This is a genomic window from Mizugakiibacter sediminis (genome assembly GCF_000953855.2).
GTDB lineage: Bacteria > Pseudomonadota > Gammaproteobacteria > Xanthomonadales > Rhodanobacteraceae > Mizugakiibacter > Mizugakiibacter sediminis.
This window is the reverse complement of the sequence record NZ_DF970204.1, coordinates 1-22,397: the sequence shown is the minus strand read 5'-3', so window position 1 is coordinate 22,397 and position 22,397 is coordinate 1. Positions and strand designations below refer to the sequence as shown.

Genomic DNA, 22,397 nt, shown 5'->3' with positions numbered 1-22,397 from the left:
GTCTTGCGGTTGCGACATAATTGAACCGGCGAGACACAGGGGCAAAGGCCGGCGCAGACCGGCCGCAGTGTGAAGCGGATCCAGGGAATCTCCCGCGCATGACCACCGTCAATCTGGTTTTCTGGGACAACGGCTTCGGCCTGTCCCGCGATTTCCGCCTCCTCGCCGAGGCGCTGCGCTGCAACGGCTGCGAGGTCACGGTGACGGCGCTCGGCATCGAGCACGAACGCCGCCGCCGCAGCAAGCGCATGCGCGCCTACGTGCGCGCGCAGCGGCTGTGGTGCGGCCTGCGGCGCCGGTGGCGGCCGCCGCAGGTGTTCGATCTCAACATCATGTTCGAGCATCTGTGGCCGGACCAGCTGATCCGGTCGCGCCGCAACGTCGCGCTGCCCAACCCGGAATGGTTCGACCGCCGCGACCAGCACTTCCTGCCGTCGATCGACCGCATCTGGGCGAAGACGCGCAACGCCGCCTCGATCTTCGACCGCCTGGGCTACCCCACCAGCTGGGTCGGCTTCCACAGCGACGACCGCTACGATCCGGCCGTTCCCCGCGAGCGCAAGTTCTTCCACCTCGCCGGCGGCAGCCGCATCAAGGGCACCGACCGGCTGCTGGCCGTGTGGCGGCGGCATCCGGAATGGCCGACGCTGACCGTGCTGCAGCATCCGCGCGAGGCGCACCCGGGCCCGTCCGCGCCCAACATCGTGCACCGGCTGGGCTACCTCGACGTTTCCAATCCCGCGCACTACGCCGAGTTGAAGCGCCTGCAGAACAGCCACGCCTTCCATCTGTGCACCTCGGAGACCGACGGCTGGGGCCACTACCTGGTCGAGGCGCTGGGGGTGGGCGCGGTGACGGTCACCGTCGATGCGCCGCCGATGAACGAGTTGGTCACGCCCGAGCGCGGCCTGCTGGTGCCGTACGAGGACACCGGCAACATGGCGCTGGCCACGACCTACTATTTCGACGAGCGCGCGCTGGAGGAAACCGTCGAGCGCGCGCTCTCCCTCGGCGATGCCGAGCTGCGCGCGCTCGGCGAACGGGGGCGCGCGTGGTTCGTCCAGAACCGCGCCGCATTCGTGCGGCGGGTCGGCGACGCGCTCGACGCGACCCTGCATTGAGCGGGGCAGCCGCATCCCGCCGGACGTGGCCGGCGCAACTGGCCGGCGCGGCGTTGGCGTTCCAGGCGCTGTTCGCGATGACCAGCTTCGGCCGCTGGCTGCGGCCGGAGTACGGCGCGATCGCGGCGCTGCTGCTGCTGGTGGCGGCGGGCGGCGCGCGCTGGCGCGCGCTGGCCAGGCACCCGCTGGCCTGGCTGGTGCTCGCGTTCGTCGTCTATGCGGTGCTGCAGGCCGCCTACGTCGCGCAACTGGCGCCCGGCGTGCCGGTCGCCAAACATCTTTCGGCCAACGCGGAACCGGTGCGCGTCGGCGTGTTCGCCTGCGCGATCGGCGCCTGGCTGGCGGACCGGCCGCGGTACATGCCGCACCTGCTCGGCCTGATGGTGGTCGGCTTCGCGCTCGCCGCGCTGGCGTGCGCGCCGTGGCGGGAGCTAGGCGCGGTCGTCGCCGGGTCCTTGCGCCTGCGCTTCCGCTACGCCGAGAACATCGTCGGCGAATACGCCGCGATCGGATTGCTGCTGCTGACGCTGTACGCGGCGTCGACGCCGCTGCGCGGCCGTGCGGCGAAGGCGGCGGCGCTGGGGCTGGCGGCGCTGCTGCTGCTGGCGTGCCTGCTGTACGCGCAATCGCGCGCCGCGTGGCTTGCCGCGGGGCTGATTCCGCTGGTCGCCGTCGCCCATCAGCGCGCCGTCACCGCCCGCTGGCGCCGGCCGGCGGCGGTCGCAGCGGCCGCGGCGGTGTTCGCCGTGGCGGCGGTGCTGTGCGTCGGCTACACGCTGGTCGCGCGGCGCTTCGCCGGCGGCGAAGCGCTTGCCGAGGCGCTGGCGCACGGCGGCTTGGCGACGCTGCCGCCCTCCTCGGCGTCGGTGCGCCTGCAACTCGCGGCGCTCGGCCTGCACGCCTGGCAGGCGCATCCGCTGCTGGGCAGCGGCCTGTACGGCATCGGGCCGATGATCGCGGCCAGCGGCATCCGCATCGCCGACTACGTGCCGCCGCACCTGCACAACGCCTACTTGCAGGCGGCGGTCGGTCTCGGCGGCATCGGCGCGGCGTTGCTGCTGGCGGCGTTCGGCGTGCTGGTGCGCGAGCTGGTCCTGGCCCGCCGCGCCGGCGAAGTCGGCGCGGCGCTGTACTGGGCGCTGCTCGGCAGCCTCGGCATCGTGCTGGTGGTCAACGCCTTCGATTTCCTGCTGTGGCGCTTCGACTACCTGCGCGCGCCGCTGGAGATCCTGCTCGGCTGCTGCTTCGCCCTGTCGCTGCGTCGGCGCGGCGCCGGCCCTGCGGCGGGCGCGGCGTAAGGCGGGCGCGTAAGGCGGGCGCAAGGGCCGCGGCTGGCGGCTCGGGTAAACTGGCGCGCCCCGCCGAGGATGGACCGCACCCTTGATCCGCGACGCCTTCGTCCGACACGAACGCCTGCGCGCGCTCATGCCCTGGCTGCCGCTGTGGCTGGCGGTGGCGTCGTTCGCCATCTTCCAGCACGGGCCGATGCCGCTGTACTCGACGCGCACGCTGGCGGTGGCGTGGGAGATGTGGCACCACCACGAGTTCCTGGTGCCGCACATCAACGGCGCGCCGTACAGCCACAAGGTGCCGCTGCTGTTCTGGCTGATCCATGCCGGCTGGGCGCTGTTCGGCGTCAACGACGTGTGGCCGCGCGCGCTGGAGGTGCTGATCGGCGCTGCGCAGCTGGTGTTGGCGACGGCGCTGGCGCGGCGGCTGTTTCCGGAGCGGCCGTGGATCGCGCGGGCGACGCCGTGGATGCTGATGGCGCTCAGCTACGCGTTCCTGTTCGACCTGCAGATCATGTACGAGGTGCTGCTGGCGGTGTGGGTGCTGGCGGCGCTGCTGTGCCTGGCGCCGCGGCGCGACCGCGGCGAGCCGCGCTGGCTGCCGTTCGCGCTGTGCGTCGGCGCCGGCCTGCTGACCAAGGGGCCGGTGATGTTGCTGCACGTCGCCTTTCCGTTCCTGCTCGGCCCGCTGTGGAGCGATTGGGCGGCGGCGCACAGGCGCCGCTGGTACGCGGTCGGCGCGCTGGCGCTGCTCGGCGGTTTCGCGCTGCTGCTGGCGTGGGCGCTGCCGGCGGCGCAGCGCGGCGGCGCGGAGTACCGCCACGAGCTGTTCTTCCTGCAGACCGCCGGGCGCGTGGTCGAGGCCTTCGACCACGCGCGTCCGCTGTGGTGGTACCTGCCGTGGCTGCCGGTGGTGCTGTTCCCGTTCAGCGTCTGGCCGCGCGCGCTGGTCGCGCTGGCGACGCTGCGCCGGCCATTCGAGTCCGGCCTGCGCTTCCTGCTGTGCTGGCTGCTGCCGCTGCTGCTGGCGTTCTCGCTGGTCAGCAGCAAGCAGACCTACTACCTGCTGCCCGCCTTCGGCGGCGCGGTGATGCTGGTCGCGGTGGCGATCGCGCGGCTGCGCGAGCGCGGCGGCGCGGCGGCGACCAGCGCCTGGCTGGGGCCGTGGCCGCTGGCGGCCGGCGGCTTCGCCCTCGCGGCGGTGCTGTTCGCGCTGCCCGCGGCGGTGGCGTCGGGCCGCATCGACGTCGATCGCGAATCGCTGCACTGGCTGAAGGACCTGTCGACGGCCAGCGCGCCGTTCGGCGTGGTGTTCCTGCTGCTCGGCGCGCTGCTGCTGGTGCGCGGCCGCGGCGAGCTGCGCCGCTTGGCGTTCGCCGGCCTGATCGGCACCGCCGCCGCCGGCACGCTGTTCTCGCTGACCCTGTATCCGGCCGGCTTCGACCTCGCGCCGACCGCGCGCCTGCTGGCGCACGCCGAGGCGCAGGGCCGCGCGATCGGCAACCTCGGCCTCTACGAGGGCCAGTACCACTGGCTCGGCCGGCTGACGCGGCCGATCGACCGCCTGTACGAGGGCGAGGCGCTGCAGGACTGGGCGCGCGCGCACCCGGACGGCCTGGTGGTCGCCTATCCCAGCCGGCTCGGTGCCGACGACCTGCGCTATGCGTTGCTGGTGCAGCCGTTCCGCTCGGTGTGGATCGTGGTGTGGGAGGCGCGCGCGCTGGCCGCCGAGCGGCGCGGCGAGACGCCGCCGGAACCGCGCCGGCCCACGGACCTGCAGCCGGCCGGCTACTGGCGCTACCGCGACATGCGTTGAGGCGGAGCCGATGGAGCGGGACGCGATCGAACGCCTGCGCGCCCAGATCGGCGGTCCGCGCGACGGCGCGCTGCTGCGCTTCGGCCTCGGCCAGGCACTGCTCGCGGCGGGCGACGCCGCGGCGGCGGCGCAGGCCTTCCGCGATGCGCTCGGCTTCGAACCCGACTACTCGGCGGCGCACAAGCTGCTCGGCAAGGCGCTGGAGGCGGCCGGCGACCGCGCCGCCGCAGCCGAGGCCTATCGCCGCGGCATCGAGGTCGCCGCGCGCCGCGGCGACCGCCAGGCGGAGAAGGAGATGCGCGTGTTCCTGCGCCGGCTGGAGCGCGCCGGCGGGTGAGGTCCCTTCAGGCGCCGCGGCGCACCGCCTCGGGCAGCGCTTCCGGCGCGGTGCCGTGGCGCGCCAGCCAGTACGGCTCGTGCGCGTGCGGCTGCGGGCGTTCGGCGTAGCGCTTGTAGGTCCACTGGTACTGCGTGAAGGCGCGTTCGACGCAGGCCTCGACGCCGCGGTTCAGGGCGGCGCAGGCCGTGCGCAGGTCGGCGTCGGCGATGCCTTCGGGCGCCGGCAGGAACTGCAGGCGGAAGCCGGCGCCGCGCGGCAGCCGCTGCATGAAGGCGAACAGCACGGTCGCGCCGGTGCGCGCGGCCAGCCGCGGCAGCAGCACCATGGTGCTGGCCTCGATGCCGAAGAACGGCGCGAACTGGCCCTCGCCCTGCTTGGGCTGCTGGTCGGGCAGGATGCCGACCACGCCGCCGGCGGCGAGCCGCTTGTACAGCGCGCGCACGCCGGCGCCCTCGGCGCGCACCTGTTCGGGCGCCAGCGCGCCGCGCGCGCGCACCAGCAGCGCCTCGAACTCGGGATGGCGCGGCGGCGCGTACAGGATGGCCAGGCGCGTGCGGCTGCACAGCCAGTAGTTCAGCAGCTCCCAGCAGCCGAGGTGCGGCGCGGCGACGATCAGGCCGCGGCCGGAAGCCAGCGCGGCGTCGAACAGCGCGCCGCCCTCGATCTCGCGCACCAGCGCCAGCGCGCGTCGCGCGTCGCGGCCCCAGATGCATGCGATCTCGGCGAGCGCGCGACCGGTCTCGGCCAGCGTCGCGCGCGCCAGCGCCGTGCGCGCCTCGGCGGAGAGCTGCGGCCGCGCCAACGCCAGATTGGTTTCGACGTTCAGCCGCTCGCGGCCGCGCAGGCGCCACATCAGGCCGCCCAGCGCCGCGCCCAGCGCGTGCAGCGCGCGCAACGGCAGCAGGCCGAGCAGGCGCAGCGCGAGGTAGACGAGGGCGACGTTCCAGCGCATGGTCATCGCGGCGGCAAAGCCGCAAGTGTAGCGGCGCGCCGCCGCGCTCGCTTGTCCGTCGCCGGCCGCTCTGCTATTCAGGGCGGCAGCGGTGCGCGGGTGGCGCACGAGGGTGGAGGACCGGCAGCCGATGATCGCGCTGATCCAGCGCGTCGCCGAGGCGCGCGTCGAGGTGGGCGCGGAAACGGTCGGCGCGATCGGGCCGGGCCTGCTGGCCTTCGTCGCGGTCGAGCCCGGCGACGGCGAGGCGCAGGCGCAGCGCATGCTTGAACGGCTGCTCGGCTACCGCATATTCCCGGACGACGCCGGCCGCATGAACCGCGCGCTGGCCGACACCGGCGGCGGCCTGCTGCTGGTCCCGCAGTTCACGCTGGCGGCGGACACGGCCAAGGGCATGCGCCCCAGCTTCGCCTCGGCGGCGACCCCCGGCGACGGGCGCCGCTGGTTCGAACGGCTGCTCGAGCTGGCCCGTGCGCGTCACGCGCCGGTCGCCGGCGGTCGCTTCGGCGCGCACATGCGCGTGCACCTGATCAACGACGGCCCGGTGACGTTCTGGCTGCAGGCGCGCTGAGCGGGGTGCGTTCGGCGCGAAAAGGCGGCGAAGATCGGGATTTTGGCACGTTTCGTGCCGGCTCGACCCGTTCGCGGCATCACTTGATCTCTGGTCAAAAAATCACCATCTCGGTATACTGAACGGTTCCGGCGTCCAGCGGTGCAAGTATGGAAAACAATCCTCAGCAGCAGTCCGAGATCAAACAGCTGATCACGAAGGGCCGTGAGCAGGGCTACCTGACTTACGCCGAGGTCAACGATCACCTGCCGGACGACATCGTCGACCCGGAGCAGATCGAAGACATCATCAGCATGATCAACGGCATGGGCATCGAGGTGCACGAGGTCGCGCCCGATACCGATCTGCTGATGCCGGACGCGCCGGCCGCCTCCGAGGACGACGAGACCGCCACCGAGGAAGCGGTGGCGATGCTCACCGCGGTCGACGCCGAAGTCGGCCGCACCACCGACCCCGTGCGCATGTACATGCGCGAGATGGGCACGGTGGAACTGCTCACCCGCGAGGGCGAGATCGCCATCGCCAAGCGCATCGAGGAAGGACTGAACCAGGTGCAGAGCGCCCTGGCCAGCTTCCCGTGGGCGATCCAGCTGCTGCTCGAGGAGTACGACCAGCACCTCGACGGCAAGCGCCGCCTGAGCGAGATCCTCGCCGGCTTCAACGACATCGAGCAGCCCGACGCCACCCAGCTGGCCGAGCCGCTGGTCGAGGCCGACGAGGCCGACGAAGAGGACGAAGACGAGGAGGCGGCGGGCGACGGCGAGGAAGCCAGCCCCGGCGAGTCCGGCCCGGATCCGGAGGAAGTGAAGCGGCGCATGGACGAGCTGCGCACCCTCTACGCCAAGTTCCAGAAGCTGGCCGAGAAGCACGACAGCGCCGACCGCAAGGTCATGAAGCTGCGCGAGCAGATGGCCGAGGCGTTCCTCAAGCTGAAGCTGCCTTCGGCGCTGATCGACGGCTTCGTGAAGAAGCTGCGCGACGTGGTCAACGCGATCCGCCAGCACGAGCGCGAGATCATGGAGATCTGCGTCAAGCAGGCGCGCATGCCGCGCAAGGAATTCCTCAAGCTGTTCCCGTCCAACGAGACCAACCTCGCCTGGGCGGACGAGCTCGGCCGCAAGCGCCAGAAGTGGTCGCCGGGCATCAAGAGCCACAAGGAGGCGCTGGTCGCCGAGCAGCAGAAGCTGGTCGACATCGAGCGCGCGCTGCACCTGCCCCTGACCGACATCAAGGAGATCAACCGCGCGATGTCGATCGGCGAGGCCAAGGCCCGCCGCGCCAAGAAGGAAATGGTCGAGGCCAACCTGCGCCTGGTGATCTCGATCGCCAAGAAGTACACCAACCGCGGCCTGCAGTTCCTCGACCTGATCCAGGAAGGCAACATCGGCCTGATGAAGGCGGTCGACAAGTTCGAATACCGCCGCGGCTACAAGTTCTCCACCTACGCCACCTGGTGGATCCGCCAGGCCATCACCCGCTCGATCGCCGACCAGGCGCGCACCATCCGCATCCCGGTGCACATGATCGAGACGATCAACAAGCTGAACCGCATCTCGCGGCAGATGCTGCAGCAGTACGGCCGCGAGCCGACGCCGGACGAGCTGGCCAAGGTGATGGAGATGCCGGAGGACAAGATCCGCAAGGTGCTGAAGATCGCCAAGGAGCCGATCTCGATGGAGACGCCGATCGGCGACGACGAGGATTCGCATCTCGGCGACTTCATCGAGGACAGCAACGTCGACTCGCCGATCGACTCCGCCACCACCACCGGCCTGATGGAAACCGTGCGCGAGGTGCTGGCCGGGCTGACGCCGCGGGAGGCGAAGGTGCTGCGCATGCGCTTCGGCATCGACATGAACACCGACCACACGCTGGAAGAGGTCGGCAAGCAGTTCGACGTCACCCGTGAGCGCATCCGCCAGATCGAGGCCAAGGCGCTGCGCAAGCTGCGCCACCCGAGCCGCAGCGAGCAGCTGCGCTCGTTCCTCGATCTCGACTGAACGCGCGCTCCGCGCCATGACGCAAACGCCCCGCACGCGCGGGGCGTTTGCGTTGCGCGACCACGCAGGCGCGAGGCGCCGCGGATCTTCGAGTGAACGCGGCGCCCCCGAAGGATCCCCTCTCCCGCCCGTGGCGGACGAGGGGCAGGGCGGCGATGGCACGGCCGCGCCGGCGGCCGTCCGCGGCGTCGCGAAAGGCGCGGCGCCGAGCTCAGCCCGGCGTATAGAAGAACTGCTCGTGCACGATCTTGTCGCCGCGCACGCGGTAGACGCAGATCTCCTGCATGTTCACCCGGCCCATGCCCTTGAAGGTGGCATCGAGCTTCATGACGACGCTGAACCAGTCGCCGGCGACCAGCGGATCGCTGACGCTGTTGCCGTGGATGGCCTCGACGCGCGCGTTGAACTGACGCCCCTTCTCGCGGATCGCCGCCAGACCCTTCACGCTGCCGAGCGCGCCCGGCGGCAGGCCTTCCGGCTCGATGCTGACCGCATCCTCGGCGTACAGCTCCTCCTGCGCCTGTTCGTACTTGCCCTGGCGGCACAGTTCCACCAGCCGGCGGGCGATCGTTTCGGTGCTCATGGCCAACCTCCTTGCTGCGGGGATGGCGAGAGACTCGCATGCCACCGCTGACAGCGTGGTGTCAGCAGGCCGGGTGCGCCGGATCGCGACATCGCCGCCCGGCCCGGCGGCAAGAGGCCCGTTTTTGCAGCAGAATGAAATCGGGCGTATCATTTCTACAGAAATGAAACTCGACAATGCCGCCGCCGTCCGCCGCGAACCCGATCCCGCCGGGGTGCTGACCCGCGCCGCGCTGCGCGCCGCCGAACTGCTGCACTTGCGCCACGCCCAGCTCGCCGCGGTGCTCGGCGTCAGCGCGGCGACGGTCTCGCGGCTGGCGCGCGCCGGCCTCACCCTGGAGCCGTCCAGCAAGCCGTGGGAACACGCCGTGCTGTTCGTGCGTGCGTTCCGCGCGCTGGACGCGATCGTCGGCGGCGACGACGCCACCGCGCGCGCCTGGCTGGACGCCGAGAACCTCGCGCTCGGCGGCCGCCCGCGCGAGCTGATCACGAGCACCGAAGGACTGGTCCGTGTCGTCCACTACCTGGACGCCATGCGCGCTCCGCTCTGAAGCGCGCCGCCTGGAGCGCCGCGCCTGGCGCGCGGTGGAGGCGCAGCACCGCGCGTCGACGCTGCGCCTCGCCGACGGTCTCGCCGAGCAGCAGCTGCTGGAAGACCTGCTGGAAGCGGGCAAGCCGCCGCTGCCCGCGGCCGCGCGCCGCCTGCACTATCTGCTGGCCACGCCGTTCCGCTATCCGTCGCCGTTCGGCTCGCGCTTCCGCGCGCCCACCGATCCCGGCGTCTGGTACGGCGCCGACGCGCCGCGCACCGCGCTGGCCGAGCTGGCGTTCTGGCGCTGGCGCTTCCTGCTCGACGCGCCGGCGCTGACCGCGCTGGCGCCGACGCCGCACACGCTGTTCCGCGCGCGCGTGCGCACGCGCGCCGTCGACCTGATGCGCCCGCCGCTGGCCGCGCAGCGCGCGCAGTGGGAATCGCCGGTCGCCTACGCCGCCACGCAGGCGCTGGCGCGCGCCGCGCGCGAAGCGCCGCTGGGCGCGATCCGCTACCGCTCCGTGCGCGACCCGCGCCGCGGCGCCTGCGTCGCCCTGCTGACGCCCGAAGCGTTCGCCGCCTCCGCGCCCGACGAGACGCAGAGCTGGCACCTCTCCGTCACCCGCGAACGCGTCGCCGCCATCCGCGCCGTCGGCAGCGAAGCCTTCGAGTTCGCCAGCGCGGACTGGCCGCGCGAGCGGCCGCGGTGATGCTGGCGCGTGCGCAGCGCTGCCGCTATCGTTCCCCTCCCGCCACGCGACCGCGCGTCGCCGCCACCCGCACGACGGGCCTATAGCTCAACGGTTAGAGCAGGGGACTCATAATCCCTTGGTTCCAGGTTCGAATCCTGGTGGGCCCACCAATCCCCGCGTATGGACCTCCTGTGCGCATTTCAGTGAAGTTTGCGCGCCGGAGCAAACTTCGATGAACGGCCATCCAAGTGTGCACGGTCGGTGGAAGCCCCAGATGTGCTTTTACCCATAGAGTGGTCACCATACGTGATGGCGGGTGACCGTGTCGCCGGCGCGTGCTTGCCAGCACACCATATCTTGAGGGCAGCTAGGGTCGTCGTCCGGCACGCAGGGTCCTTGTGAGCGCACCCCTTACGGGCATATATCGCTCGGCTTCTGCAGCGACTCCGTAGGAGTCGTCTTACAGAGATATACGAATTTTTTCCTATTGCCTTACCGACGCCGCCCCAGATACTGATGCGGAGCTGCCGCGTCGAGCGCATGGCTCGGCCCAGCGCGCATGCCCGTGGTTGGCATTCGGTCATGGAAGGGTTGTTTCGACAGGAAGTCATCGAAGCGCGGCGTGGCGATTGGTTGGGCGCGATCCAGCTCGCCGCGCCGCTCTCTTTCCGGCTGCTCGCGGCATTGGGGCTGATGTTGGCAGCCGCCCTGCTCACTCTCTTGATGTGGGGGCAATACACGCGTCGCGAACGCGTTTCGGGGCAACTGGTGCCGTCCGCGGGCCTGCTCTCCGTCGCCAGCGTGGGCGCCGGCACGCTCACCCGCGTGTGGGTTCACGAGGGGCAGCGGGTGCAAGCCGGCGATCCGCTCGTCGAGATCTCCGGCGAGACGGACAGCGCCACGTTCGGCGGCACGCGCGCCGAGATCGGCGCGCAACTGCATCGCCAGCGGGCCCGGCTCGAGAGCGATCTCGCGGACCAGCGCACCCTCATCGACCAGCAGGCGGCCGCGCTGCGCACGCGGCTGCGAACGTTGCGCGACGCGCTGGCGCAAGTGGACGTCCAGCTCGAGCTGCAGCGCCGTCAGGCCGCGAGCGCGCAGCAACTGCTGGAGAGGATCCAGCCGCTGCGCGAGAAAGGTTACGTCTCCGCCTTCCAGGTGCAGCAGCAGGAAGCCGCCGCGCTGGAGACGCGCTCGCAGGCGAAGGCACTGGAGCGCCAGCGTCTCGACGTCCGACAGCAGATCGACGACGCCGCGCAGCAGCTCGCGCAGCTGCCCCTCGCGCTGGCCGCACGCCAGAACGAAACCCAGCGGGCGATCGCCGAGATCGACCAGCAGCTGGCGCAGAACGAAGCGCAGCGCGCCACGGTGCTGCGCGCGCCCGCAGCGGCCACCGTCTCGACGTTGCCCGCGAAGCCCGGCCAGAGTGTCGTCGCGGGCGAAGTGTTGATGACCCTGCTGCCGCAGGGCGCTGCGCTCGAGGGCATGCTGCTGGTGCCCAGCCGCGCCATCGGCTTCGTACGACCGGGCGACCGCGTGGTGCTGCGCTATCAGGCCTATCCCTACCAGAAGTTCGGCCAGCAGTACGGACGCGTGAAGGCGGTCTCGCGCAGCGCGCTAACGCCGCAGGAAATCGTCGCGCTCACCGGCCGACAGGCAGCCGAGCCACTGTACCGCGTGGCGGTGCGGCTGGATCGCGACAGCGTGGCGGCCTACGGCAAACCGGAACGGCTCAAGCCGGGTATGGCGTTCGAGGCGGACATCCTGCAGGAGCGCCGGCGCCTGATCGAGTGGGTGTTGGAACCGCTCTACGGCTTGCGTCACGCATGGGCGGCACCAGCTCCGGCCGGCGGTCAACCCCTGTGTCCCCCTGATCTGCCGGTGTCTACTTGTACTCCCAACGCTACTCGTCGAATCAGGAGCTTGCCGTGAAGACGACCGTCGACATTTCGATCCCTTCTTGTCTCTTGCTGACGTTCTTCGCGATTGCCTCGACGGGCGCAACGATCTGCGTTGCGCTGATGGCGGCGGTGACCGGCCATGTCGCGCTCCGTGACGTTCTTGTGGCGTACCTGGTGTCGGTGCCCGCCGGGACGCTAGCGTGTGTCGTCCTCTTGCGACGTCACAAAAGGGCACGCGATCGATAAATGGAGGTTGCCATGTATCTACTCTCATTCGAGGAGTCGCGCGCGATTTCAGGCGGTGAATTGAAGAACGCGGGCGAGTGCAAGAGCGACATCGAGTTCGGGTCGGGGCTGGTGGGAACGCTTGGTGGCGCATTGGGCGCAGCCTTTGGGCCGGCCGGGGCCTTTGTCGGCGCCGCGGCCGGCGCGGCCATCGGTGGGGCACTGGCAGCGCACTACAGCGCGTCGTGTCAGCCGGTCGCCGCGGGAAACTTGAGCGACCCTTCCAACAACACCGTAAAGCAGAAGTAGTGCCTGGTGCCGCGCTCCGATCGGAGCGCGGCGATTTTTCATGGGCCATCAGCCGGCCATCGCGTTCGTGCACGAACTGCGCTTCGGCGGGGGGCGGCGCCTGCCGTCGGTCCTGCAGACCGAGGCGGCGGAGTGCGGGCTCGCTTGCCTCGCCATGATCGCGCGCTATCACGGCCACGCCGTCGACCTGCCCAGTCTGCGCCAGCGTTTCTCGACCTCGCTCAAGGGCGTCAACCTGGCGCGCGTGATGGCGATGGCGGGCGAGCTCGGCTTCGACACGCGACCGCTGCGGCTGGAGCTGGACGAACTGCCGCAATTGAGAGCGCCGTGCATCCTGCACTGGGATCTCAACCACTTCGTCGTGCTGAAGCGCGCGACGGCAAAAGAGGCCTGGATCCACGACCCCGCGCGCGGCGTGCGCCGCCTGCCGGCCTCCGAGGTGTCGAAGCACTTCACCGGCGTCGCGCTGGAACTCGCGCCGCGGCCGGATTTCCGGCCGATCGAGGCGCGCCAAACGATCTCCCTGCGCGCGCTCACCGGCCGGGTGCTGGGGCTGAAGCGCGCCCTGGCCGTGATCCTCGGACTGGCGCTGGCCCTGGAGGCGTTCGCGCTGGTCGGTCCGTTCTACTTGCAATGGATCCTGGACCAGGTGCTGGTCTCGGCCGATCACGACTTGCTGAATCTACTCGGCATCGGCTTCGCATCAATCGTGGAGTTCCAGGCCCTGTTCACCGCCGCGCGCGCCTGGTCGGTCACCTGGTTGGGCAGCGTGATCAACGTGCAGTGGTCCGCCAACCTGTTCGGCCACCTGATGCGCCTGCCGCTGGAGTGGTTCGAGAAGCGGCACGTGGGCGATGTCGTCTCGCGCTTCGGCTCGATCCAGAGCATCCAGCAGACCCTGACCACCAGCTTCGTTGCATCGATGCTCGACGGCATGATGGCGGCGGTCACGGCAGTCGTGATGCTCCTCTACAGCATCGATCTGAGCCTGTTGGTGTTCTCGGGTTTCGTGGCCTATGCCGCCCTGCGCTGGGGAATCTTCGGCCCGCTACGCCGCGCGCAGGAAGAACAGATCGTCTATGCCGCACGCCAGCAGAGCGAGCTGCTCGAATCGATTCGCGGCGCGCAGGCGATCAAGCTGGCCAACAAGCAGCCCGAACGGCTCGCGCGCTACGCCAACGCCACGGTCGATACGGCGAACCGCAGCATCGCCATTCAGCGTATCGGCATCGGTTTCGGCGCCGTCAACCAACTGCTGTTCGGTCTGCTGCGCATCGCGTTGCTGTGGTGGGGCGCCCGCCTGGTGCTCGACGGCGCCTTCAGCGCCGGCATGCTGGTCGCCTTCGCCGCCTACGCCGACCAGTTCACGGCCCGCGGCGCCAGCCTGATCGACAAGCTCATCGAATTCCGCATGCTGCGACTGCATGCCGAGCGCCTCGCCGACATCGCGCTGAGCGCGCCCGAAAGCGCCCTCGATGCGCACTACCAGGGCCCTGAACCCGAGCCCTCGATCGAACTGCGCAACGTCAGCTTCCGCTATGCCGAGGGCGAGCCCTGGATCCTGCGTCATTGTTCGCTGCGCATCGACGCGGGCGAGTCGGTGGCCATCGTCGGCCCCTCCGGTTGTGGCAAGACCACGCTGGTCAAGCTGATTCTCGGCCTGCTGACGCCGACCGAAGGCGAGGTCCTGTTCGGCGGCATCGACATCCGTCGGTTCGGCTTGGCGCGCTACCGCAGCCTGGTCGGCGCGGTGATGCAGGACGACCAGCTGTTCGCCGGCTCCATCGCCGACAACATCGCCTTCTTCGACCCCGACGCCAACCCGGCGCGGATCGAGGCCGCCGCGCGTCTCGCCGCCCTCCACGACGACATCGCCGCCATGCCGATGGGCTACCAGGCCCTGGTCGGCGACATGGGCTCGAGTTTGTCGGGTGGGCAGAAGCAGCGCCTGATCCTGGCCCGTGCGCTGTACCGCAAGCCGCGGTTGCTGGTGTTGGACGAGGCCACCAGCCATCTGGACAACGAGCGTGAGCGTCACATCAACGAAGCAATCCAACGTTTGCGGATCACCCGCGTGGTGATCGCACACCGCCAAGCAACCATCACCAGCGCGCAGCGCGCGCTGCTGGTGGCCAACGGCGCGGTGCAACCCATTCGGCTTCACCTCCACGAAGTGGAGGCGGCGGGATAGCCGAAGCCGGGACGGCGTCTAAATCTCGGCCATAAATTGGGAGAAGTGTTATGTACGCATTGAGCGATGCTCACGTCCAAAACGTGTCCGGTGGAGGCTGGGGTGATGCAATTGGCGCGGCAGTCGTAGGCTGGGCTGTCGGTAAGGTGCTCGATGCCGCAGCGAGTGCTATAGCTAGCCAGAATCAGGGTGGGACTGCCTTTGAAGAAGGTGACTCGACCCTTCCCGCTAACGTATATGGCACCTGATCTTTAGGTTGAAACCACGCGCGCGGCGAGATGTTCGCGCATCTCGCCGCGCTTGAAACCAGACGAGTCGCAAATGGAGCCAGTCAAGAAGAATGTGCCAGCTATGCTGCAGGCCTCCTTGATTTTCGTGGCGTGGAGTTTAGTCCCCACCCTGGTGTTTGTGTTTATTCTAAGTCAATTTGTGCCATTTGGCATTATGATTATTAAGAGCAAAATAGATATGCTGCGCGCGATCACAACTGGCCCACTGATCGAGACCGCGGCTATGGCCTTCTATCTCGATTCTCTGCGAAAGCTACTAAAAGAACGCACAATTGTGACTTGTGTTATTTCTTCCGCATCTTGGGGTCTTTTTCATTCTCTGTTTAACATCTATTGGGGGATCGTAATATTGTGGCCGTTCTTTATATTTTCTATCGCATACACGAGATGGTCCGTGCTGGGGCGATGGTGGGGATACGCAGCGGCCACTACAACCCATGCATTGCATAATGCAATCGCCATAGCTCTGGCATTCTTGTTGCGGTAGCGACGCTCACGGTTTTGAGTAGCACAGTGGTTTGGAGTCCAATCTCCCGCCGAAGGAGGGCGAATTCAACAACGAAGTGCACCACTGACCCGCTGAAGCGGCCCAGGCGCGGTAGCCTGCGCAGCTTCACCGCCAAGTGGAACTGCACATGGGCTACACGCACCTGAGCCAGGACGAACGCTACCAGATCCAGTGGCTGCATCGCGGCGGGCTGTCGTCGCACCTCATCGGCCGCGAGCTCGGCCGTGCCCACAGCACGATTCTGCGCGAGCTCGCGCGCAACGCCGGAGCGGATCGCAGCTACGAGCACCGCACCGCCCACCGCCGCCTCGTCCAGCGGCCTGCGATCGTCGCCGCACGGCGCCGCGTCGGCGACTGGGAAGGCGACACCGTGGTCGGCCAAGGCGGCCCGGCGCGGGTGCTCACCCTGGTCGAACGCAAGACCGGCTTCGTGCGCCTGCGCCGCCTGTCCAACGGCACCGCCCGCGCGGTCTCCCGCGCCGTCGCGCACGCGCTGATCGATACGATGCTCGGCGCCCGCAGCTACTTCGCCGACCCCTACGCCGCCTGGCAGCGCGGCAGCAACGAGAACGTCAACGGCCTGCTGTGCCAATACCTGCCAAGGGCAGCGATTTCGGCGCCGTGACCGACGAGCAACTGCAACAGATCGAAGACCGCCTCAACCGGCGTCCACAAAAACGGTTAGGCCACCGCACGCCTCAAGCGCTCTTCGAGGCGTCCTTCAAGCGTGGTGCGCTTCGAAGTCGAATTCGCCCTCCCCGATCTCTTCAGGGGGGGGCATTTCACGGCATACAGATGGGTCGCGATAGAGAACGCAGCCAATCAATCTTCTGATGCCCTCACGGCCCCATGAAGGTCGTCATGCTTTTCGCGTTGGCCGCGGCCCCTCCCTCTCGCCGACACCCGACGCGCTATAGCTCGGAAGGCGGGAATGCGAAGGCCTCAGCGAACCTCCCGCGCAAGCTCCGCCAAAGGAGATGGCGATTCGGCATGCGCCGGCCGCCGCACGCTCAGCGCCGCGCCGGTGGAGGCCACGATGATCGCCGCGATCGCCAGCCATTGCAGCGCGCTGAGCCGTTCGCCCAGCAGCGTTGCGCCGGCCAGCGCCGCCACGGCGGGTTCCAGGCTGAGCAGGGTGCTGAAGGTGCGCGCGGGCAAGCGCGTCAGCGACACCATCTCCAGCGAGTACGGCAGGGCCGAGCTGAGCAGGGCGACGCCCAGCGCGTAGGGCAGCAGCGCCGGCGACAGCAAGGCGCTGCCGGCATGGACGATGCCGAAGGGGATCGCCAGCAAGGCGCCGATCGAGGTCCCCAGCGTCACGGCGTCCGCGCCGTAGACGGCTCCGGTCCTCGCTCCCAGCACGATGTACAGCGCCCAGCCCACGCCGGCAGCCAGCGCGTACGTCACGCCCGCCGGATCGAGCGTCTGCACCTGCCCGCGCAACGGCAGCAGCAAGGCCAGGCCCGCGACGACCAGCGCGATCCACACGAAGTCGATCAGCCGGCGCGAACCAAACACGGCCAGCGCCAGCGGGCCGATGAATTCCAGCGCCACCGCGATGCCGAGGGGAATCGTGCGCAGCGCCATGTAGAACACCAGGTTCATCGCGCCCATCGAAAGGCCGTAGCCCCACAGCACGCGCCGGTCGCCGCGCCGGTCCGCGCGGCGCCAGGGCCGCCGCCACAGCAGCAGGATCAACGCGCTCAGCCCCAAGCGGTAGGCGGTCGCGCCCTGCGCGCCGACCTGCGGGAACAGATGCTTGGCCAGGGACGCGCCGCATTGGTACGAGACCATGGCGATCAGCAGGGCGCCGAGCGCGAGCGCGATCTCGGCGGCATGGGAGCGGGACGACATGCGCGGGGCCATCACGGGGAGGGGGGTTCGCCCATGATGCCGGCAGTCCGGGCGCCGCCGGTCGTGCGGCCGCGTCGCTGCTGACAGGACCTGACAGCAGTCGGCGCTCGCGTGAGCCCCGCGGCGTATCCCGGGCATTCGCTACCGCCTCCGCCATCCCGTTCCCGCGGCATGACGGTGGATGATCCTTGGCTCCGCCGGACTCAGCGCGAACCGCCGCCCGCCGCGGCCGCACGTTTCGGCCGCCGCACGACGCGCACCTTGCCGCTGCCGCCGCCGCCGCAGAAGAAGCGGTCGGCGCCGTCGGACTCGATGCCCGACACGCCCACGCCGGGCGGCATCGTCAGGCTTTCCAGGACCTCGCCCGTGCCGGGATCGACGTGCCGCAGTTCGCTGGCGTCGCCTTCCCAGGTGGCGTGCCAGAGTTCGCCATCGACCCAAGTGACGCCGGTGACGAAGCGGTTGGACTCGATCGTGCGCAGGACCGCGCCGGTCTGCGGGTCGATCTGGTGGATCTTGCGCGCGCGGTACTCGCCCACCCACAGCGAGCCCTCGGCCCATGCCAGGCCGGAGTCGCCGCCGTCGCCGGGCGCCGGGATCGTGCCGAGCACGCGTCCGCTCGCGGGATCGATCTTCTGGATGCGGCTCTCGGCGATCTGGAACAGGTGCTTGCCGTCGAACGCCGTGCCGGCATGCGCGGCGACGTCGATCGAGCGGAGCAGCTTCCCGCTCGCGGGATCGAGCGCGCGCAGGGTGTCGCCGGTGGCCAACCAGACGCGCTTGCCGTCGTAGGTCAGGCCGTTGACGCGATCGACCTCCGGGAAGGGGCCGTACTCGTCGATGATTTCAGCCGTGGACCGTTTCATGGTTCATCCTCGTCGTTGAGCGGTCGAAGCCTCGCCTCGGGCCGGCAGCGCGCGAAAGCGCATCGTCCGGATGCGGCGTGCCTTCGCCGGTTTCCAGGTGCTGCTTGAGGCTGATGAGGAAGCACGCCCAGGCGGTGGCGGACATGGCGAAAAGGTCGTCGGCCTCATCGAACCCGCGATGCGCGAAACGCAGCATCGTGCCGGCGCCGTCCGCGCCGAGCTCGAACGCGATCTCCGTGTCCGGCCAGGTCGGCATCGGCGCGGAAAGCACTTTCCAGACCACGCGCGCAGCCGGCTCGAGTGCCTCGATCCGGATCCGGGTGATGCGTTTGCCGTCGGCAAAGCGGATTTCCCCACCGCCGCCGATCCTCGCATCGAGATCGGCATCGCGCGTCAACCAGCGGCGGACACCCGCGGCCGTGGCGATCGCCCGATAGACGGCTTCGCGGGGAGAGTCGATCTTGAGCAGATGCAGGATGTCGGTCATGGAATGCCTCCGGACGAACCGCGAAGGGGGTTCGACGTGGCGCCACTCTAGTCGGCCGGCAACGCGACCGGGAGTAACAAGGCCGTCGTGAAACCCGGCGGCGGCGGCGTCAGCCAGCGGCGCGACCGCCCGCGTCCGACCGGCTGCACCTTGCCTGCCGCAGCCAGCGCGTCGAGCGCGCGCTGCGCATGGCGTTGGCTGGTGCCGAGCGCCAGCGCCAGCGCCGAGCTGGACCACGCTTCGCCGTCGGCGAGCAGGGCCAGCACCGCCGCGTGCTTTTCCTCGGCCGGCCGCGCCAGCACGACCACTTCGCGCGCGCGGCGCGGGGCGAGGACGAATCCCTGCGGCGTCGCGCGGACGTCGGCCAGCGGCGCCAGCGCCTTGCGCAGCCGTCCGATCTCCACCCGCAGCCGCGCGCGGTGCGTTTCGTCGATGTACTTCGTCCGGAACGCCAGCGCGATCAGCGCGCGTCTCGGCGCGTCCTGCGGCCACGCCTCGGCCAGCGCGCGCGCCAGCGCGAACAGCACGGGACGCCGGGCGAGCGCGATCGCGCCGCGCCGATCGCGCACCACGTAGCGGCATGCGTCCATCACCAGCGCCTTCGACTTCAGCAGCGCTTCTACCTCGCCGAGCGCGAGCGGCCGCGACTCGCCGCCCGCGATCCGCCGCGCGGCCGGCGCGTCCAGCATGCGGAACGCGCTTTCGACTTCCGCCGCCAGCGCCGGGATGCCGGCTTCGCGCGCGGCGCGTTCGGCGCGCATCAGCGCGTCGCGCGCCGCGCCGGCGCGCACGCGCCGCATGGCGATGCCGGCGACGGCCAGCGCGTGGACCGCGCGCAACGCCGGCGGCAACGGCGTCGCATCCAGCGCGGCGAGCGCGCGCTCGGCCGCGTCCAGACGGCCGATCAGCAGCAGGCGGCGGATCTCGAGATAGCGCGCATGCGCGGCGTTCAGCCGGTCGCCGTGCGCCTCCAGCGTCGCGCGCGCGGCCTCGAGCGCCTTCGTCGGCCAGGCCAGCTCGCGCGCGGCGAGCGCGATTTCCGCCTCGGCGACCGTGCATCGTGCGCGCGCCACGGCTTCCCGCGCGCCGAACGCGCGCGCCGCGCCGCGCAGCAGCGCCTTCGCCCGGGCGAGATCGCCGAGTTGCGCCATGGCGATGCCGCGCAGCGCCAGCGCGGGCGCGTCGCCGCGCAGGGCGACGCGGTTCAGCGCGCCGAACGGATCGCCGGCGGCGAGCGCCCGTGCCGCGGCCGTGATCAGGGAGTCCATGGCAACGGGCTCATCTCAATCGCGCCACACTTGTCACTCCCGCCGTCCTCCGGACCGCGCCCAATCTATCCCACGGGCGCCGCCGCATCGAGAGCGTGGCGGGCGGCGCCGACATTCGGACCCATGGAGCGCAAGGCGATGACGACACATGCAACCGCAACACGCGAACAATGGCTGGCGGCGCGGCTCGAGCTGCTCGAGGCGGAGAAGGCGCTGACGCGGCAGAGCGACGCGCTGGCGCGGCGGCGCCAGGCGCTGCCGTGGGTGCGCGTCGACAAGGCGTACCGGTTCGACACCGACGAAGGCCGCGCCACGCTGGCGGACCTGTTCCGCGGGCGCTCGCAGCTGCTCGTCTACCACTTCATGTTCGGTCCCGACTACACGGCAGGTTGTCCGTCCTGCTCGATGATCGCGGACGGCTTCAACGGGTTCTTCGAGCACCTGGCCCGCCACGACGTGATGCTGTGGGCGGTGTCGCGCGCGCCGCTGGCGAAGCTGCAGACGTACAAGCGGCGCATGGGCTGGGCGTTTCCGTGGGCGTCCTCGCACGACGGCGACTTCAACTACGACTTCAACGTCTCGATCACCGAGGCGCAGCAGCGCGCGGGCGGCGTCGAATACAACTACCGGTGCGGCGGCCACCCGATCGTCGCCGCCGAATTCCCGGCGCCGGTGCACGCGTTCGCCGCCACCTGCGGCACGGATGCGGCCACCTACGTGCGCGACCGCCCCGGCATGAGCGCGTTCGTGCTCGAGGACGGCGTGGTCTACCACGCCTATTCCACCTACGCGCGCGGCCTGGACGGCCTATGGGGCGCGTACCAGTGGCTCGACCGCGCGCCGCTGGGGCGCAACGAGACGGGCGTCTGGTGGCGCCGCCGCGACGAGTACGACCAGCGCTGAACCGGACCGCGCCGCCGCGGCGTCATCGTGGAGGCCGCGCGGCGCGCGGGCGAAACGCGGAAGGGCGCCGCGCGCGGGACGCGGGCGGCCGATACCAGGGCCGCGCCTGCCGCGAAGGCGGATCCGGAACGGCAAAGGAGGCATCGTGAACGCATCCATCGGCAAGGCGCCGAAGACCTGCGGATACGCGCCGGTCAACGGCTTGAAGATGTACTACGAGATCGAGGGGAGCGGCAGTCCTCTCGTGTACATCCCTCACGCATTCGGCTTCGCCGGGCTGCACTCGTTTCCGGCGCTGGTCCGAAGCCATGCGGTCATTACCCCCGACCTCCAGGGGCACGGCCGCACGGCGGACATCCCGGAGCGTCCGCTCTCGCTCCAGCAGCACGCCGAGGACGTGGTCGCCCTGCTGAGGCATCTCGGCATCGCGAAGGCGGACTTCTTCGGCTGCAGCTACGGCGGCGGCATCGCCACCCTGATCGCGGTCCGCCATCCCGGCATGGCCGGCCGCGTCGCCACCTACGGCGCGACCTTCGGCCCGCCGGAGGTCGCCCACGACCCGGAAATGCTGCGCTTCGACCAGCCGCCCACCCACGACTCCAGGGCCCACCAATTCAACCGGGACAGCTACAGGCAAGTGGCTCCCGATCCCGATCACTGGCCGAGGATCTGGGACAAGGTCGCCGGCATGCGCTGGGAAGGCTTCTCGAACGAGGAACTGGCTTCGATCGAATCGCCGTTCCTCATCGCGCTCGGCGACCACGACTTCGTCCGTCTCGAGCACGCCGTCGAGACGTTCAGGCGCATTCCCGACGCCGAACTCGCCGTGATCCCGGACGCCGGTCATTTCGCTCCCTTGTCGGAGCCGGAAAAGGTGATCCCCGTGATCGAGCATTTCCTGGAAAAGCCGGGGCGGAGACTGCCGTTGGCCACCGCCGCCATGGGCTATCGCCCCGGTGAAACGAGATGACGCGCGCTTGCCAAGGCATGCCGCCGAGCGCATCCGCAGATCGGCCCGCGATCGCGCGCCCACGACGCGCTGCCGTCGTCGCGCGCGATCCGCGCCGCGAGGTCGCGGAAGGCCGGCGGCGCTCTCGGTCGTGGATCCGATGACCGCGGCCGGACATCCGCTGCCGCAACGCCCGGGCCGGTCAAGCCGGTCGGCGGTCTTCTTCGGCGCTTCCGCGCTGCTGTTCGCCGCCAGCGCCGCGGCGACGATCGTCGGGTGCCGGTCGATGGCGTCGATGGGCGGCATGCCGATGCCCGGCGGCTGGACGCTGTCGATGGCGTGGATGCGCATGCCCGGGCAGGGCTGGATCGACGCCGCCGCGTCGTTCCTCGGCATGTGGACGGTGATGATGGTGGCGATGATGCTGCCGCCGCTGCTGCCGATGCTGTGGCGTTATCGCCGGGCGGTCGGCCGCACGGGAACGGCGCGCCTCGGCCGGCTGACGGCGCAGGCGGGCGCGGCGTACTTCCTGGTGTGGATCGCGTTCGGCGCGGCGCTGTTTCCGCCGGGCGCCGCGCTGGCGGCGATCGCGATGGCGCATTCGGCGCTGGCGCGCGCGCTGCCGCTCGCCGCCGGCGCGATCGTCGCGATCGCCGGCGCGGCGCAGTTCACCGCGTGGAAAGCGCGCCGGCTGGCCTGCTGCCGCGAGGCGCCGGCACGCGGCCGCGCGTTGCCGGCCGACGCCGCCACG

23 protein-coding genes and 1 tRNA gene are annotated in these 22,397 nt (G+C 70.2%); 18 read left to right on the top strand and 6 right to left on the bottom strand.

Annotated elements, in window-relative coordinates:
- Window positions 1–98: 98 nt before the first annotated feature.
- The 4 genes from MBSD_RS15450 to MBSD_RS09000 all read left to right on the top strand — a co-directional run bounded on the left by MBSD_RS15450 (window position 99) and on the right by MBSD_RS09000 (window position 4,563).
- Entirely contained in the window at window positions 99–1,121 is a 1,023-nt protein-coding gene (locus MBSD_RS15450) for a glycosyltransferase family protein (protein WP_062537015.1), read from the top strand.
- A gap of 77 nt (window positions 1,122–1,198) precedes the next feature.
- Complete coding sequence (locus MBSD_RS09010) at window positions 1,199–2,419, top strand: O-antigen ligase family protein (protein ID WP_148667849.1); 1,221 nt, start codon at window positions 1,199–1,201, stop codon at window positions 2,417–2,419.
- A gap of 82 nt (window positions 2,420–2,501) precedes the next feature.
- Complete coding sequence (locus MBSD_RS09005) at window positions 2,502–4,226, top strand: ArnT family glycosyltransferase (protein ID WP_114693239.1); 1,725 nt, start codon at window positions 2,502–2,504, stop codon at window positions 4,224–4,226.
- 10 nt (window positions 4,227–4,236) lie between these two features.
- Window positions 4,237–4,563 (top strand): tetratricopeptide repeat protein, encoded by a 327-nt coding sequence (locus tag MBSD_RS09000; RefSeq protein WP_062537013.1) that lies wholly within the window; start codon window positions 4,237–4,239, stop codon window positions 4,561–4,563.
- Window positions 4,564–4,570: 7 nt separating this feature from the next.
- Here MBSD_RS09000 and MBSD_RS08995 read toward each other — a convergent pair whose 3' ends face one another.
- Window positions 4,571–5,518 carry an LpxL/LpxP family acyltransferase gene (locus MBSD_RS08995; protein ID WP_082306574.1) on the bottom strand — a complete coding sequence of 316 codons (948 nt, stop codon included), beginning with the start codon at window positions 5,516–5,518 and terminating at the stop codon, window positions 4,571–4,573.
- 130 nt (window positions 5,519–5,648) lie between these two features.
- On the opposite strand from MBSD_RS08995, the gene dtd reads away from it, so the two are divergent.
- Window positions 5,649–6,089 carry a D-aminoacyl-tRNA deacylase gene (gene dtd, locus MBSD_RS08990; protein ID WP_062537024.1) on the top strand — a complete coding sequence of 147 codons (441 nt, stop codon included), beginning with the start codon at window positions 5,649–5,651 and terminating at the stop codon, window positions 6,087–6,089.
- Window positions 6,090–6,238: 149 nt separating this feature from the next.
- Window positions 6,239–8,089: an RNA polymerase sigma factor RpoD gene (rpoD, locus tag MBSD_RS08985; RefSeq protein ID WP_062537012.1), complete on the top strand. Its 1,851-nt coding sequence runs from the start codon at window positions 6,239–6,241 to the stop codon at window positions 8,087–8,089.
- Window positions 8,090–8,300: 211 nt separating this feature from the next.
- On the opposite strand, the gene MBSD_RS08980 is transcribed toward rpoD, so the two are convergent.
- Window positions 8,301–8,672, bottom strand: coding sequence for a nuclear transport factor 2 family protein (locus MBSD_RS08980; RefSeq protein ID WP_062537011.1), 372 nt, complete (start codon window positions 8,670–8,672; stop codon window positions 8,301–8,303).
- A 163-nt stretch (window positions 8,673–8,835) separates the two neighbouring features.
- On the opposite strand from MBSD_RS08980, the gene MBSD_RS08975 reads away from it, so the two are divergent.
- The 9 genes from MBSD_RS08975 to MBSD_RS08940 all read left to right on the top strand — a co-directional run bounded on the left by MBSD_RS08975 (window position 8,836) and on the right by MBSD_RS08940 (window position 15,944).
- Entirely contained in the window at window positions 8,836–9,222 is a 387-nt protein-coding gene (locus MBSD_RS08975; RefSeq protein ID WP_062537010.1) for an antitoxin Xre/MbcA/ParS toxin-binding domain-containing protein, read from the top strand.
- Complete coding sequence (locus MBSD_RS08970; RefSeq protein ID WP_062537009.1) at window positions 9,182–9,913, top strand: RES family NAD+ phosphorylase; 732 nt, start codon at window positions 9,182–9,184, stop codon at window positions 9,911–9,913. Before MBSD_RS08975 ends, MBSD_RS08970 begins: the two co-directional genes overlap by 41 nt.
- A 76-nt stretch (window positions 9,914–9,989) precedes the next feature.
- A tRNA-Ile gene (locus tag MBSD_RS08965) sits at window positions 9,990–10,065 on the top strand.
- A gap of 412 nt (window positions 10,066–10,477) precedes the next feature.
- Window positions 10,478–11,827 (top strand): HlyD family secretion protein, encoded by a 1,350-nt coding sequence (locus MBSD_RS08960; RefSeq protein ID WP_082306571.1) that lies wholly within the window; start codon window positions 10,478–10,480, stop codon window positions 11,825–11,827.
- Complete coding sequence (locus MBSD_RS08955; protein WP_062537008.1) at window positions 11,824–12,042, top strand: hypothetical protein; 219 nt, start codon at window positions 11,824–11,826, stop codon at window positions 12,040–12,042. The genes MBSD_RS08960 and MBSD_RS08955 overlap by 4 nt, the downstream gene beginning before the upstream one ends.
- Window positions 12,043–12,054: 12 nt before the next feature.
- A complete protein-coding gene (locus tag MBSD_RS08950) occupies window positions 12,055–12,330 on the top strand; it encodes a hypothetical protein (RefSeq protein ID WP_082306573.1) in 276 nt (91 codons plus the stop codon).
- 40 nt (window positions 12,331–12,370) lie between these two features.
- Entirely contained in the window at window positions 12,371–14,521 is a 2,151-nt protein-coding gene (locus MBSD_RS08945) for a peptidase domain-containing ABC transporter (protein WP_062537006.1), read from the top strand.
- A 321-nt stretch (window positions 14,522–14,842) separates the two neighbouring features.
- Window positions 14,843–15,298, top strand: coding sequence for a hypothetical protein (locus MBSD_RS15155; protein ID WP_148667848.1), 456 nt, complete (start codon window positions 14,843–14,845; stop codon window positions 15,296–15,298).
- Window positions 15,299–15,446: 148 nt separating this feature from the next.
- A complete protein-coding gene (locus MBSD_RS08940) occupies window positions 15,447–15,944 on the top strand; it encodes an IS30 family transposase (protein ID WP_062537005.1) in 498 nt (165 codons plus the stop codon).
- Window positions 15,945–16,261: 317 nt separating this feature from the next.
- On the opposite strand, the gene MBSD_RS08935 is transcribed toward MBSD_RS08940, so the two are convergent.
- The 4 genes from MBSD_RS08935 to MBSD_RS08920 all read right to left on the bottom strand — a co-directional run bounded on the left by MBSD_RS08935 (window position 16,262) and on the right by MBSD_RS08920 (window position 19,794).
- Window positions 16,262–17,173 (bottom strand): EamA family transporter, encoded by a 912-nt coding sequence (locus tag MBSD_RS08935; protein ID WP_062537023.1) that lies wholly within the window; start codon window positions 17,171–17,173, stop codon window positions 16,262–16,264.
- A gap of 203 nt (window positions 17,174–17,376) precedes the next feature.
- Entirely contained in the window at window positions 17,377–18,039 is a 663-nt protein-coding gene (locus tag MBSD_RS08930; RefSeq protein WP_062537004.1) for a Vgb family protein, read from the bottom strand.
- Window positions 18,020–18,526, bottom strand: coding sequence for an SRPBCC family protein (locus MBSD_RS08925; RefSeq protein ID WP_062537003.1), 507 nt, complete (start codon window positions 18,524–18,526; stop codon window positions 18,020–18,022). The genes MBSD_RS08930 and MBSD_RS08925 overlap by 20 nt, the downstream gene beginning before the upstream one ends.
- Window positions 18,527–18,573: 47 nt before the next feature.
- Window positions 18,574–19,794 (bottom strand): hypothetical protein, encoded by a 1,221-nt coding sequence (locus MBSD_RS08920; RefSeq protein ID WP_062537002.1) that lies wholly within the window; start codon window positions 19,792–19,794, stop codon window positions 18,574–18,576.
- Between the two features lie 138 nt (window positions 19,795–19,932).
- Between MBSD_RS08920 and MBSD_RS08915 the strand changes: the two genes are divergently transcribed.
- From MBSD_RS08915 to MBSD_RS08905, 3 genes are all read left to right on the top strand, one after another.
- Window positions 19,933–20,697, top strand: a complete 765-nt coding sequence (locus tag MBSD_RS08915) for a DUF899 domain-containing protein (protein WP_062537022.1) — start codon at window positions 19,933–19,935, stop codon at window positions 20,695–20,697.
- Window positions 20,698–20,842: 145 nt separating this feature from the next.
- Window positions 20,843–21,667 (top strand): alpha/beta fold hydrolase, encoded by an 825-nt coding sequence (locus MBSD_RS08910; RefSeq protein WP_062537001.1) that lies wholly within the window; start codon window positions 20,843–20,845, stop codon window positions 21,665–21,667.
- 283 nt (window positions 21,668–21,950) lie between these two features.
- A partial coding sequence (locus MBSD_RS08905; protein WP_201797475.1) for a copper chaperone occupies window positions 21,951–22,397 on the top strand: 447 nt, incomplete at its 3' end.